We start from the raw sequence: 12,433 nt of genomic DNA, 5'->3' as shown, positions 1-12,433 counted from the left end.
TTTTGTATGAGGTAATGTCCTACTCTGCCGATGCTAGCGCGTCACACTTTGATGCGCAGATAAAATCGTTTTTATGCAGACCTTTGATAGAGTGACTCCACCACGTTACGGTAACCTTACCCCACTCCAACAAAATAGAAGGATGGTGGAACTCATCTTCTGCCAGTTCTGCGATTTTGTTACTGAAAGCCCATGCTTGTTTGAAGTTCTTAAATTTATACACCTTTTCTAGTTGAGGTATGTCTTCTCTTTCAATGATCTGCCAATCAGACAATTGCAGCAGCAGAGATTGTTGTTCTTCTTTGCTTAGTGCAATGGCATCGATACTACAAGCTTCGCATTTTTGTTCATTCAACATGAGCAGGTTCCTTTGGTTCAAAAAGTGGAGGAAGCAGTCCAGCTTCAATCGCTAGATCGGCTTGTTTCAATAAATTTAACTGACTAATTTTAAAGAGCTGAGAAAAGTCATCAATCACGTAATACTTCGGTTGCATGATGTCGATACGATAAGGCGTTCTCAGCACTGTTTGTAATTCAAATGGGTCGCGAATTGCTGCATCACTCTCTAATGCGTAGAGGGTTTCGCCAGGAGATGAAAGAATACCACCACCGTAAATTTTGGTTTTGTCCCCTTCTTTCACCAAACCAAACTCTACGGTAAACCAGTAGAGACGAGCGAGATAGGCTCTTTGTTTTGGGGTAGCGGCTTGCCCTAGTTGACCATAATGCTCGGTAAATGCAGCAAAGTCTGGGTTGGTTAACATCGCGCAATGACCAAATATTTCGTGGAAGAAATCTGGCTCCTGTAAGTAATCGAACTCATCTCTTGTACGCAAGAATGTGGCGACTGGAAAGCGCTTATTACCGAGTAGATTAAAAAATCGGTCGAAATCAATAAGCGCGGGAACGGGCTCCACTTGCCAACCTGTTGTCTCCATCAAGACACGATTAATTTCTGGTAACTGAGGAACGCGGTCTTGAGGTAAATCAAGCAGCGTCAAACCGTGTAAATAAGCCTCACAAGCTCTGTTTTGGATCACACCCATTTGTCGTGTTACCAAATCTCGCCAAATGGCGTCTTCTTCACGGCTCCATTCAACCCTGCCTTCCTGGTTTACGGGTTTAGAACGATACTGGGTCATGGCTCATCTCCATTAACAAATCCTTTACATTAAGCCTATCTGTAGTCTTAAGAGCTTCCAATCCCTACGCGACTTTCTCAGCATCATCCCGATGTAACATATTGTTTACAATGCATCATAACTGCATGATTTTTATGACACGATATAATATCTAGCTTGTTTGACTTTATCGTGTATTCCTCTCAAACTAAAACCTGTTATCACTTTGTTATAGAGGGACCTATGCGCGAGAGCAGCAAAGTATGGCAACCGAGCGAAAGTCGTATCGAAGAAGCCAACATTACACAGTTTATTGAACACATTAATCGACAAGGAAATACCCTTGAAAGCTTCGCTGATCTGCATCAATGGTCACTCGATCATGTAGAAAAATTTTGGCAGGAAGTTTGGCTATTCTGCGACGTCATTGGCACTCAGGGAGAGACCATAAAAGAGCGAGCAGAAAGTCGCTGGCAGCAACCTGTTGAAAATAGGGATATAAAATGGTTCCCAAACGCGCAAATTAACTACGCCGAAAATTTGCTAACCTACGCGTGTCACCAACCCGATGATCTCGCGATTTGGTTTGAAAATGAACGTGAAGAAAAACAGACCTACACCTGGAAACAATTGTGCGAAGAAGTTTCGAGTGTGCAGCAATGGTTGAAAGAATGTGGAATTAAGCAAGGTGATGTCGTCGCTGGTTATTTACCTCACCTACCTCAAACGGTGATAGCTATGCTAGCAACCACCAGTTTAGGGGCGACCTGGACTTCCACCTCACCTGATTTTGGCGTCGAAAGCGTTTTGGAGCGCTTTGGTCAAGTGAAACCCAAAATCCTGTTTACTTGTGATGGCTATACATTCAATGGCAAAACTTTCGATATGTCTGAGAAAAACCAGCATATTGCGGATCATCTTGATGGTCTTAAACAAGTTTGCCAAATTAGCTACCTTAAACCACACATTTTTGAATGCGATGTCTGCACCCAAGATTGGCAAAACGTCCTGAATCAATACACACCCGAAGCGCTGACTTTTACTCGTGTGAATTTTAACGATCCGCTATTTGTGCTCTATTCTTCAGGCACAACAGGCAAACCGAAATGCATCGTTCATTCCGTCGGCGGAACGGTGCTTAATCACTTGAAAGAGCATCAACTGCATTGCGATATTCAACCGAACGAACGCGTGTTTTATTACACGACCTGCGGTTGGATGATGTGGAACTGGCACGTTTCTTCACTCGCGAGCGGTGCATGTTTGGTGATTTTTGATGGTAGCCCTGTTTACCCCACTCATGATGTGCTCTGGGACCTCGCAGAACGAGCCGAAGTGACGCTATTTGGAACCTCAGCAAAATACCTAGAGGCGCTGGAAAAAGCATCTTTTTCTCCGCAGAAAAGTGATGCATTTCCAAGTCTGAAAACCATTTGCTCAACGGGCTCTGTTCTGTATCCAGAACAGTTTGATTATGTCTATCAGCACATTAAAGAAGATGTACACCTCGCCTCGATTTCTGGCGGAACAGACATTTGTGGCTGCTTTGTATTAGGCAACCCTATTTCTCCCGTTTATCGGGGAGAGTGCCAATCAGCAGGGTTAGGGGTCGATGTCCGAGTCTTTAACCCACAAGGTAATAGCGTAATGGGAGAGCGCGGTGAGTTGGTTTGCGCCAATTCATTACCCAACTTTCCTGCTGGCTTTTGGAACGACACCGGTGAGAGATATCATCGCGCTTATTGGGATAAATTCGACAATATTTGGCACCACGGCGATGATGTTGAACAGACCAGCGTTGGGGGATACGTGTTTTATGGTCGAAGTGATACCACGTTGAATCCCGGTGGCGTAAGAATCGGCACGGCCGAAATCTATCAGCAAGTGAACTGTATAGACGGTATTCTAGATTCGATCGCAGTAGGAAAAGAAGTCGATCGCAACGAACAAATATGGCTGTTTGTCCAATTAGTCAAAGGGGTAGAGCTCAATGACGAGATGATCGCTTCCATCAAAGCACAGCTAAAGTCTGCATGTTCTCCAAGGCATGTACCTAGTGCAATTTACGCAATAAGCGATATACCTAAGACACGCTCAGGAAAGCTGGTCGAGTTAGCCGTTAAGCAAGTCGTTAACAACCTAAGCGTCGAAAATTTAGGCGCAATAGCCAACCCTGAAGTGCTGGAGGAGATACGCAGGATAGTCGTCTCAAAATAACCTCCGAAGACTAAGTTGTTCGAGTATGTCCTTGCCTGCACCACGACGACTTGTTTAGAGCAAGTGAAGTTACATATACCCTCAGCAGATAAGAAAAAAGCGAGCTTGTTAGCTCGCTTTTGTCATTTTGTGTTCTTTATTCAGCAGTATTAGCGGCGACCAAGCCCCATTAATACCGACATTGTTTTACCGTCAGATACAATGTCAAAAACGTGTTGCGATTCAACTTCAGTAAAGCCTGCTTCTTTCAGTGCACGCTCAGACTTCGCAAGGGTAAAACCGTCTTGTTCACATTCTGCAATCCAATCAAAATGAACAAAATAGCCGCCGTGGTTAAGTAGAGAATGCGAGATCGTTAATGACGCGTCTAAGTCTTCCACGAACGCTAAAACTGATGATGCAACCACCAAGTCGAACTGTCCACGAAACGCAGGGTGCTGAGCGACCAAGCCGCGAGATAATGCATCTACCACAGGTTCTACGTTGACGAGCTCTTTTTTATCGAGTTCCTCAATCATGGCTTCCGATGCGTCTAATGCTACGATGTCTTTAACCATCGGTGACAATCGTTGACTTAACTGCCCTGTTCCGCATCCAAAATCTAGTACTTTAATGCCATCAAGCTGAGTTAGCTGTTGTAACTGCTCAAACACCGACTGCGCAAATTGCTCTGTTGCTGGATTTGATTCCCAGTTTTTTGCTAAGCCGTCCCAATCTTGTGCCATCGTGGCCTCCATGTTCACTTTTTGTAACCCACATAGATTACCGCAAAACCGTTAAAAGACCATAGACTTATCTGGCGGATTCGCGTTTTTTTCGATAATCTTTCATGGCTTTGGGAGCGCATCTGCATAATACCCAAATTATTTGAATTCATTTATTGGTTGTGTCAAATCATGAACTTAACTCAAGTAGAAGCCTTCTGCACCATCGCTGAGTGTGGTTCTGTTTCTGAAGCGGCAAGGCAACTCGACTGCAATCGTACCAAACTCAGTATGTCGATTAAGGCATTAGAGAAAGATCTCGACGTTGAATTGTTTAACCGAACTGGCAACCAGCTCACCCTCTCTGAAGCTGGGAAAGCCATTTACAAAGATTGCGAACACCTACTTATCATCGCACAACGGGTCAGAAAGACCTGCGCTCAAATCTCGGAAGGGTTTAACGCGGAAGTTTGGGTAGCACGTGACGACTCCTTACCTGATGATCTCTGGCAAGAATTATCTCATACATTGAATAACCGCTTTCCTTCAACAACCTTCAACTTAATCTTGGCATCCAGTGGCGACTTAGCCAACTTGGTCAGTACCCACCAAGTAGATTTTGCTTTCGGCGTTGATTATGAGCGAGTAGACGATCCTCGTATCGTATATAACCCATTAGGCAAGATACGTATGATGTCAGTATGCAGTGTAGAACACCGCCTAAGTAAGATGCGCCGTGTCTCAGACGAAGATCTACGTAGTCAGATGCAAGCACTAATGGTGTACCTAAATGAGAAAGACAACCCTGAACTGCAACCTTTCTCGACTCGATATATTGGTTTTTCGAGTTTTGACTACATGCTGAACACCATCTTAGAAGAAGACGCTTGGGGCGTGCTTCCAGAACCATTAATCCGCCATTACCTTCGTCAGCAGAAGCTCGCCGTTATCAAACACACATACGGATTGACGCAAGAAGACTACTGTATGTTTTCACCTAACGGCCATACTGAGCATCCAGCAATGACGTGGTTAGCAGATAAATTGAGCGAGTATTTATTTGACTTCTAAACATTTTATCAGTGAGCGTCAATTTTACTGACACCAAAAAATCATAGTAAGCCATTGTTTTATAGGAATATAAATAAAAACGCAATTTTTTAGATTAGTTACTGGTCACTTTGTGGTTGCCTAAATTACCTTATGAGCGAAGAATAGTAAGGTATTAAAATTCAAAGGCATCTTTTATGTGTGACAGGACAAGCAAAAACGAAAACCGTATTCTAACCATTTCAGCCCTTTTGGCATCTGGGTTCGCTGCTGGTGGTATGGTACTTGGCTTGCTTGTAGGCTCAATTGTCATCGTGTTTGACGGTGTTTACTCTTTGGTCAGCTTACTGTTAACTTTATTGTCACTGGCCGCTTCTTACTATATTAACAAGCCTTCAAAATCTGTATTCCCATTTGGAAAAGCGGTCTTAGAACCAATCGTTATTGCGATAAAAGCAGCCGTCATTTTAGTGGTTGTAAGCTTCTCTCTCTACTCTGCGATATCAGCATTGATGTCTGGAGGTCGCGAGGTCGATGCTTCTATTGCGACCTTATTCGGCATCGTGAATGTTATTGGCTGTGGTTACGCTTGGTGGTTTATGGCGAAACGCAGCCGCCGCTTCTCATCAGGCTTGATTGAAGCGGAGAAAAAACAGTGGCAAATGGATACTCTGCTAAGTGTGGCGGTGACCGTAGGATTTATCTCGGCTTGGGCTGTTTCACTAACGCCATTCTCTGAGTATGCGGTATATGCCGACCCCATGATGATGGTTTTAATGGGCTTTTACTTCCTCAAAGTACCGTTCGATATGCTAGTAGGTGCCTTACGTGAACTACTTATGATGACACCAAGCAAAGAGCTGTGTCAGAGCGTTGGCAAAGATGTTCTTGAGATTGAAAAAGTGACTGAGCATCAATTGAAACTGGCTGGCGTAACGAAGGTGGGCCAAGAGCTACGAGTAAATGTGGACGTACATATTGATGACGACACATTGGAGCTTGATACACTAGAGCACACTCGTAAGCAGCTTATCAAGCGACTGTCGAAGCACAGATTCAAGCTTCAACTACACTTGAACGTCGCTTATTAGAGTGCCACCAAAGAGCCGTTAAAACTCAATAAAAAGCTCCCAATCTCGGGAGCTTTTTTAATTTTTTCGATTTAGTTTCTTCGTATTCGAATACAGCTCGCAAGGGAGATCTGTTCGTTGCTCACTTAAATTCTCTGATCTCGTTGGTAACTTACCCAGCCGCTTCGCGCTTCTCTTTGGTGACTAACCAACACATCAGCGAGCCCACCGTTACCATCACAACGCCCTGCCAAAAGCTATGGCTCAGAGTTACGCCAAGAATAATGGAAGAAAATAAAGCGGAAAAAATGGGTGTGAAGTAAGACAAGGTGGCGAGAAAAACCATATTGCCGCCAACGATCGCGATATTCCATAAACCATAACCACCAGCCATTAAAGCCGCAGAGGCCACTAAGTACCCCATCGCTTCCCAACTGAATGTCATTGGTGGCTCATCCGTAAACGCGTATTTGACCCAAAGCGAAACAGCTGTTGCAATAAAAAACAGGGTAATCGCATTATGTTTAGATTGCTGCCTTTGGGTTAAGTTGCAATAAAAAGCCCATATAACCGCGCCAGCGAAAGCCATAAAATACACCAGAGGGTTACTACTAACATTGGACATGATCTGAGTTATGGATAAGCCATTCTCACCGCTCACAGTCCAAGCAACCCCAACAAACGCCAGCGTAACTGCGGGATAAAGCAACCAGTTTGTTTTTTTATTGCTGCCAAGGACCGCAAATAAAACCGTCAGTGCGGGCCAAAGGTAATTGACAATCGACACCTCAATTGCCTGCGCGCGCGAGTTGGAATATCCCAAAGATAGAGCGAGAAATATTTCATAACAGACGAACATCGCACCACCAAGCGCAAGATACTTGGGAGAAAAGTAAGACAACTTTGGAATACCGACCACGATAAGAAGGAAAACAGAGCTAAGAGAGTACAACATGGCTGCCCCGCCTACAGGACCTAAACTCTCCGTAACCAACCTCGCGATGCCAAGCAGACAACTCCAAGAGAGAATCGCGATACAACCATAAAGTGTGAAACGAAATTGCACTGATTTCATGTGACCTACCACTCACGAATGCCAAAGGAAACGTCAGCTTAACTCAAAAATGATCAGGTTCAACGTACTGTTTTATAAAAATCAGTATAAAAATCATTCTATTAAGCCGTTGGAGTCGATATGAAACATTTTCTGCCCTCTAGTGTTATGCTTACACCCTTTGTTGTGCGCTACTATGATGAAGATGACAACGAGAGTGAAAACGTTAAAACACATTCGGAAACGCATGGTCTAGATAGCGAAGAGCAATCTAAGGAACGTTCAGAGTAAAGGAATCCAAACATGAAAAAAGTCGCAGTCATTTTAAGTGGTTCAGGCGTTTACGACGGTTCTGAGATCCACGAAGCAGTGTTGGCGCTCTACGCCATCGAGAAGGCAGGTGCAACTTGGCACTGCTTTGCACCTAACATTGACCAACTCCACGTCATCAATCACCTAACTGGTGACGAAATGGATGAAACACGTAACGTATTGATCGAATCAGCTCGTATTGCACGCGGAAATATTGACGATGTCGCCAAACTTAACGTCGATGAATACGATGCCCTACTGCTTCCAGGTGGGTTTGGTGCCGCGAAAAACTTAACCGACTTCGCTGTTTCGGGTGCGGAGTGCTCCATTAACACACACGTAGCTCAAGCTTGTCGCGCGTTTGCTAATGCGAAAAAACCAGCTGGCTATCTGTGTATTTCTCCTGTCATTATTCCGATGATTTATGAGCAAGGCGTGAAAGGAACGGTAGGCAACGATGAGGCAGTCTCAATAGCATTTAATCAAATGGGCGGTGAACACACCACGTGCCCTGTCGAAGACATCGTTTTTGATGAAAAACACCTCGTACTTTCAACCCCTGCTTACATGTTGGCAGAGAATATCTCTCAAGCGGCTTCAGGTATCGAAAAGTTAGTATCAAAACTGATTAAAATAGCTTAATTATTAGTAGTTAGCTTATAAAACACTTCCCTATCCCCATTGATAATTAAGTTATTAATGGGGATTTTTTATACTTTAGTCGAATTTAGAGATATATCCGCGTCAGAAGTCAATTTCTGCCAATCGTTTGCGTCCATAGTTTCATATTTGTTCTACTTTATATCAGTGTTGCACTTATACGCAGTGCAACAAGATCACTGTCACAGTTTTTCTCTTGCAAGTACCTCTAAGTGGGTAAACTTGCTTTAGATCAACTTCAATCTGGAAACGAATGTGCGACAGTAAATGGCAAATTAAGAAAGATTATTAAAAATAACGACGGAGCTATCCAATATGACAAGTGCATTTTTTATCCCTACGGTAAACCTAATGGGCGCTGGTTGTTTGAAAGACGCAGCAGACAACATCCAATCTCAAGGCTTTAAAAAAGGTTTGATCGTTACGGATAAGATCCTTAACCAAATCGGTGTAGTCAAACAAGTTCAAGACCTTCTCACTGAGCGCGATGTAGCAACCGTTGTGTTTGATGGCACTCAACCAAATCCAACTATCAGCAACGTTAACGACGGCTTAGCACTTCTTACTGATAACGAATGTGACTTCGTTATCTCTCTAGGCGGCGGTTCACCACACGACTGTGCGAAAGGTATCGCGCTTGTTGCTTCTAACGGCGGCAAAATCGCAGATTACGAAGGCGTAGACCAATCTGCAAAACCAATGATGCCACTTATCGCGATCAACACGACGGCGGGTACTGCATCTGAAATGACGCGTTTCTGCATCATCACTGACGAAGAGCGTCACATTAAGATGGCTATCGTTGATAAGCACACAACACCGCTTATCTCGGTAAACGATCCAGAGCTAATGCTCGCTAAACCTGCTTCGCTAACTGCGGCAACAGGTATGGATGCCCTAACTCACGCGATTGAAGCTTACGTATCTATCGCGGCAACACCAATCACTGATGCAGTAGCAATCAAAGCGATTGAGCTTATCCAAGCTTACCTACGCACAGCAGTGAAAAACGGTGAAGATCTAGAAGCTCGTGAACAAATGGCATACGCACAGTTCATGGCGGGTATGGCGTTCAACAACGCTTCTCTAGGTTACGTACACGCAATGGCACACCAGCTAGGTGGTTTCTACGACCTTCCACACGGTGTTTGTAACGCGATTCTTCTACCTCACGTACAGCGTTACAACGCGCAAGTATGTCCTGAGCGTCTACGTGACGTAGCAAAAGCAATGGGCGTAAACGTAGAAGGCATGTCTGCTGAAGAAGGTGCAGCGGCAGCAATCGACGCTATCGTTACTCTAGCGAAAGATGTGGGTATCCCAGCAGGTATTAAAGAGCTTGGTGCGAAACTAGAAGACATCCCAACACTAGCAGACAACGCACTGAAAGACGCTTGTGGTTTCACTAACCCTAAACAAGCAACTCACGAAGAAATTTCTAAGATCTTCGAAGAAGCGATGTAATCTCGCTAACTAAACAATTCTCTAGCCTTAATTCAATCCCCGATCTCGTATCGGGGATTTTTTACATTCATATACAAGTGAATCTCTGCCAAACATAGTCTTTTAGTGTTAGCTTTTAAGTATTAATACGATTCATATTGGAAGGAACCATGAGAACGATTGCTGCTACCCTACTCGCTTGTTTATCCTGTTCTGCCAACACTGCCGAATACCGCGCCAACGAAGTGGCGAGTGGATTTCAGATCCCTTGGGGGATCGAGTTCTTAGATAATCAACGCGTTATCGTCAATCAAAAGAACGGTACGGTTTCGTTGCTGGATATCACCACAGGCAAACCTCAAAAGCTGTTTAACGTTCCCGATGTGAACACCAGTGGACAAGCCGGCTTATTGGATGTTGCGCTCGCACCGAATGCCGATAAGCAAAACCCGCAACTCTTCTTTACCTACAGCAAGCGTACGAGCAAAGGCAATACGGTGGCGTTAGCGACGGCGCAATTGCAAAACAATCAGCTTGTAGGTTGGAAAGATCTCTTTGTTGCTGATGCCTTCACCGATACAGGTCGCCACTACGGCAGTCGAATTTCATTTGTAGACGATAAAGTTTACTTCTCAATCGGTGACCGTGGCGAACGTGATAATGGACAAGACACTCAAACCCATGCTGGCAGTATTCTACGCCTTAACCTTGATGGTTCGGTTCCGCAAGACAACCCATTCAAACCTTCCGAAGCTCGTCATGAGATATGGAGTTACGGGCACCGTAACCCACAAGGTATGTTTTACGACGAAGCAACAAAACAGCTGTGGTCGATTGAACATGGACCACGGGGTGGCGATGAAATTAATCTAATCAAGAAAGGCGCGAACTACGGCTGGGCAAAAGTCTCTCATGGTAAAGAGTATTGGGGTCCGTTGGACGTCGGGGAAGCTAAGTCGTTACCGGGAATGGAAGATCCAAAACTGGTATACATCCCTTCTATCGCACCAAGTAACATGATTTTGTACCGTGGCGATAAGTACCCTGAATTGGACGGAAAAATCCTCGCCGGTGCATTGAAACTGGCGCACATCAACGTAGCTTCTATTGAGAATGGCAAGCTCACCGAATCAAAAAGATTGATGGAGAATCTTGGTGAGCGAGTAAGAGATATAACCATCAGCCCCGATGGTTATATCTACTTTTCTACCGACAGCGGCAAAATCTTTCGTCTTGAGGAAAGGTAATCAAACACTAAAATCGTTAAGACTATTTAATTTGTGACGTACTAGTGATTTATTTTCGTACAATCCAAGCAGAAGAATCTAAACTTAACAATAACCTTTTGTTTTTTAAAACGATAGTTCGGTTAAGTTGTACGAGGTCATTATGATTCCATTCCCTTTACAGCTCGATAAAATTAAAGCCGTGGTGTTTGATTTAGACAACACCTTGGTGAGTTCTGATATGAACTTCGGCGAATTGCGACAACAGCTTGGCTGTCCGCAGAGTGAAGATCTATTGGATTTTGTCGACGCACTTGAGCACCCTCATCATCGAGAGCACGCTCATAACGTGATATTTGATTACGAGATTTCTGATGCTGAGCAGTCTGCTCCAATGATTGGCTGCCATGAATTACTCGCCCACTTGCATCAAAATGAAATCAAAACCGCTATCGTGACGCGCAACTGCCAAATCGCCACGCAGCGCAAACTAGAGCACAACCAAATCTCAGTGGAACGAGTCATCACTCGTGAATGCTTCCCGCCCAAGCCAGACCCATTGTCTTTGCAGGTGTTGGCGAAAGAGTGGCGTTTGATGCCTAATGAAGTGCTTTATGTCGGCGATTACCTTTACGACTTGCAGGCAGCGTATAACGCGCAGATGCCCTCTTGCCTTGTTCATCACGGTAATCAAGAAACCTTCAATGATTCAGCCTCATTGGCGCTTAATGAACTCAGTGATTTATTGAGCCGTTTTGAATCCTTACCACGCAAATAAAGCACACATATAAAATACGCAAACAAAAAAAGGGGCACCAACGTGCCCCTTATGACTTATTCCCGATTGTTTCATGCGTTCCCAAGGATTGCTTGGGTGATGCGCTGCTTAGCCTTGTAGGTAAGCGTTAAGCATCCACATTAATTTTTCTTGCTCACGGATGTAGTCACCCATCAATGCCGCTGTACCTTCGTCATCTGCTTCACCCGCGTTTTGTAGAATCTCACGCTGTTTTAGAAGTAGAACGCTAAAGCCTTGAACCAGACCTTGTACACACTCCTCACCAGAAGTCGCGTTTTGATGTTCTTTAATTTCACTTGCTTCCAAGTAGTTGCTGAATGAGTGCGCTGGCGTATGACCCAAAGTTAGAATACGCTCTGCAAGCTCATCGATTTTTGTTTGTAGATCAGTGTAAATCTCTTCAAATTTTACGTGCAGTTCGAAGAATTGCGCACCTTTAATGTTCCAGTGGTAACCGCGAGAGTTCATGTACAACACTTGGTAATGCGCTAGCAGTTGATTTAACTGTTGAGCTAGTTGTGCTGATTGTTCGCTGTCTAGACCAATTAGGCTTACTTGTTTGTTCATAATGTTGCTCCTAGAAGGATGATACCAATCGTAGTAACGAACTATTCTCTTACCGGGATTGGTATAAAGTTTAAAAATTCTTTTGCAGTATTTGCTGCCGATGGAGTCATATTACGACTCTGACTCGGTGAAGAAAATTTGGTTTTAGCTATGATTTAAATAGCCAAATCCAATGAGCAAGCAGACGAATATCGGCGTATCATCCAACAA

Annotated in this window: 13 protein-coding genes; 8 read left to right on the top strand and 5 right to left on the bottom strand. The window is 44.2% G+C overall.

Annotation, left to right across the window (positions count from 1 at the left end; genetic code table 11):
- Positions 1 to 19 precede the first annotated feature (19 nt).
- A complete protein-coding gene (locus tag IJ23_RS16610) occupies positions 20 to 358 on the bottom strand; it encodes a 4a-hydroxytetrahydrobiopterin dehydratase (protein ID WP_005375563.1) in 339 nt (112 codons plus the stop codon).
- Positions 348 to 1,142: a phenylalanine 4-monooxygenase gene (phhA, locus tag IJ23_RS16605; RefSeq protein ID WP_005375564.1), complete on the bottom strand. Its 795-nt coding sequence runs from the start codon at positions 1,140 to 1,142 to the stop codon at positions 348 to 350. Before phhA ends, IJ23_RS16610 begins: the two co-directional genes overlap by 11 nt.
- Before the next feature lie 222 nt (positions 1,143 to 1,364).
- Here phhA and IJ23_RS16600 point away from each other — a divergent pair, with 222 nt between their 5' ends.
- Positions 1,365 to 3,338: an acetoacetate--CoA ligase gene (locus IJ23_RS16600; protein ID WP_033906838.1), complete on the top strand. Its 1,974-nt coding sequence runs from the start codon at positions 1,365 to 1,367 to the stop codon at positions 3,336 to 3,338.
- Between the two features lie 149 nt (positions 3,339 to 3,487).
- On the opposite strand, the gene IJ23_RS16595 is transcribed toward IJ23_RS16600, so the two are convergent.
- Entirely contained in the window at positions 3,488 to 4,063 is a 576-nt protein-coding gene (locus IJ23_RS16595; protein WP_005375567.1) for a class I SAM-dependent DNA methyltransferase, read from the bottom strand.
- Between the two features lie 171 nt (positions 4,064 to 4,234).
- On the opposite strand from IJ23_RS16595, the gene IJ23_RS16590 reads away from it, so the two are divergent.
- Complete coding sequence (locus IJ23_RS16590; protein ID WP_005375568.1) at positions 4,235 to 5,113, top strand: LysR family transcriptional regulator; 879 nt, start codon at positions 4,235 to 4,237, stop codon at positions 5,111 to 5,113.
- 176 nt (positions 5,114 to 5,289) lie between these two features.
- Complete coding sequence (locus tag IJ23_RS16585) at positions 5,290 to 6,183, top strand: cation diffusion facilitator family transporter (RefSeq protein ID WP_005389400.1); 894 nt, start codon at positions 5,290 to 5,292, stop codon at positions 6,181 to 6,183.
- 151 nt (positions 6,184 to 6,334) lie between these two features.
- On the opposite strand, the gene yddG is transcribed toward IJ23_RS16585, so the two are convergent.
- On the bottom strand, positions 6,335 to 7,237 hold the full coding sequence (gene yddG / locus IJ23_RS16580; RefSeq protein ID WP_005389394.1) for an aromatic amino acid DMT transporter YddG: 903 nt from the start codon (positions 7,235 to 7,237) through the stop codon (positions 6,335 to 6,337).
- Between the two features lie 120 nt (positions 7,238 to 7,357).
- Between yddG and IJ23_RS25450 the strand changes: the two genes are divergently transcribed.
- The 5 genes from IJ23_RS25450 (at position 7,358) to IJ23_RS16560 (ending at position 11,635) form a co-directional block, all read left to right on the top strand.
- Complete coding sequence (locus tag IJ23_RS25450; protein ID WP_017634379.1) at positions 7,358 to 7,507, top strand: hypothetical protein; 150 nt, start codon at positions 7,358 to 7,360, stop codon at positions 7,505 to 7,507.
- A 12-nt stretch (positions 7,508 to 7,519) separates the two neighbouring features.
- Positions 7,520 to 8,170 carry an isoprenoid biosynthesis glyoxalase ElbB gene (elbB, locus tag IJ23_RS16575; protein ID WP_017634378.1) on the top strand — a complete coding sequence of 217 codons (651 nt, stop codon included), beginning with the start codon at positions 7,520 to 7,522 and terminating at the stop codon, positions 8,168 to 8,170.
- Positions 8,171 to 8,503: 333 nt separating this feature from the next.
- A complete protein-coding gene (gene yiaY / locus IJ23_RS16570) occupies positions 8,504 to 9,652 on the top strand; it encodes an L-threonine dehydrogenase (RefSeq protein WP_033906837.1) in 1,149 nt (382 codons plus the stop codon).
- A gap of 149 nt (positions 9,653 to 9,801) precedes the next feature.
- Positions 9,802 to 10,878 (top strand): PQQ-dependent sugar dehydrogenase, encoded by a 1,077-nt coding sequence (locus IJ23_RS16565; RefSeq protein ID WP_033906836.1) that lies wholly within the window; start codon positions 9,802 to 9,804, stop codon positions 10,876 to 10,878.
- A 142-nt stretch (positions 10,879 to 11,020) separates the two neighbouring features.
- Entirely contained in the window at positions 11,021 to 11,635 is a 615-nt protein-coding gene (locus IJ23_RS16560; RefSeq protein ID WP_021707668.1) for an HAD family hydrolase, read from the top strand.
- A gap of 108 nt (positions 11,636 to 11,743) precedes the next feature.
- Here IJ23_RS16560 and IJ23_RS16555 read toward each other — a convergent pair whose 3' ends face one another.
- A complete protein-coding gene (locus IJ23_RS16555; RefSeq protein WP_033906834.1) occupies positions 11,744 to 12,223 on the bottom strand; it encodes a Dps family protein in 480 nt (159 codons plus the stop codon).
- Between the last annotated feature and the right edge of the window lie 210 nt (positions 12,224 to 12,433).

Source organism: Vibrio sp. OY15 (genome assembly GCF_000742455.1).
Taxonomy (GTDB): Bacteria; Pseudomonadota; Gammaproteobacteria; order Enterobacterales; family Vibrionaceae; genus Vibrio; species Vibrio alginolyticus.
The sequence above is the reverse complement of the archived record's forward strand: the minus strand, read 5'-3'. Positions and strand labels throughout refer to the sequence as shown.

Coding starts and splice junctions, on each gene's coding strand:
- IJ23_RS16610 (WP_005375563.1), bottom strand. CDS start 358: ATGTTGAATGAACAAAAATGCGAAGCTTGTAGTATCGATGCCATTGCA.
- phhA (WP_005375564.1), bottom strand. CDS start 1,142: ATGACCCAGTATCGTTCTAAACCCGTAAACCAGGAAGGCAGGGTTGAA.
- IJ23_RS16600 (WP_033906838.1), top strand. CDS start 1,365: ATGCGCGAGAGCAGCAAAGTATGGCAACCGAGCGAAAGTCGTATCGAA.
- IJ23_RS16595 (WP_005375567.1), bottom strand. CDS start 4,063: ATGGCACAAGATTGGGACGGCTTAGCAAAAAACTGGGAATCAAATCCA.
- IJ23_RS16590 (WP_005375568.1), top strand. CDS start 4,235: ATGAACTTAACTCAAGTAGAAGCCTTCTGCACCATCGCTGAGTGTGGT.
- IJ23_RS16585 (WP_005389400.1), top strand. CDS start 5,290: ATGTGTGACAGGACAAGCAAAAACGAAAACCGTATTCTAACCATTTCA.
- yddG (WP_005389394.1), bottom strand. CDS start 7,237: ATGAAATCAGTGCAATTTCGTTTCACACTTTATGGTTGTATCGCGATT.
- IJ23_RS25450 (WP_017634379.1), top strand. CDS start 7,358: ATGAAACATTTTCTGCCCTCTAGTGTTATGCTTACACCCTTTGTTGTG.
- elbB (WP_017634378.1), top strand. CDS start 7,520: ATGAAAAAAGTCGCAGTCATTTTAAGTGGTTCAGGCGTTTACGACGGT.
- yiaY (WP_033906837.1), top strand. CDS start 8,504: ATGACAAGTGCATTTTTTATCCCTACGGTAAACCTAATGGGCGCTGGT.
- IJ23_RS16565 (WP_033906836.1), top strand. CDS start 9,802: ATGAGAACGATTGCTGCTACCCTACTCGCTTGTTTATCCTGTTCTGCC.
- IJ23_RS16560 (WP_021707668.1), top strand. CDS start 11,021: ATGATTCCATTCCCTTTACAGCTCGATAAAATTAAAGCCGTGGTGTTT.
- IJ23_RS16555 (WP_033906834.1), bottom strand. CDS start 12,223: ATGAACAAACAAGTAAGCCTAATTGGTCTAGACAGCGAACAATCAGCA.